The sequence below is a fragment of the Pseudomonas typographi genome, from assembly GCF_014694385.1.
GTDB lineage: Bacteria > Pseudomonadota > Gammaproteobacteria > Pseudomonadales > Pseudomonadaceae > Aquipseudomonas > Aquipseudomonas typographi.
This window is the reverse complement of record NZ_JAAOCA010000168.1, coordinates 1-262: the sequence shown is the minus strand read 5'-3', so window position 1 is coordinate 262 and position 262 is coordinate 1. Positions and strand designations below refer to the sequence as shown.

The window sequence follows — 262 nt, the reverse complement described above, 5'->3', positions numbered from 1 at the left end:
AGTGTGCGTAGTAGCAAGATCGGGTGACTTCAAATACCGAGCACAACAGATCAACCGGCTCCTCGGAGCGAAGCTGATCGACTAACGCGAGCGCTCGTGTTCCTCGGCCATCAAGAGCGCGGTAGCCTTTTTTAGGATCGACTTTTCCCGTTCCAGACGATTGATTCGGGCTTCCAATTCTTGGATTTTTTGCTGCTCAGGTGTCAACGCCTTGCTGGTCGGCGTGACGCCGCCACGTTCTTGCTGGAGCTGGTTTACCCAA

1 pseudogene is annotated in these 262 nt (G+C 54.2%); it reads right to left on the bottom strand.

Features of this window, described 5'->3' with window-relative positions:
• Window positions 1-262, bottom strand: a pseudogene (locus tag HAQ05_RS28260) (IS3 family transposase); the annotation flags it as partial.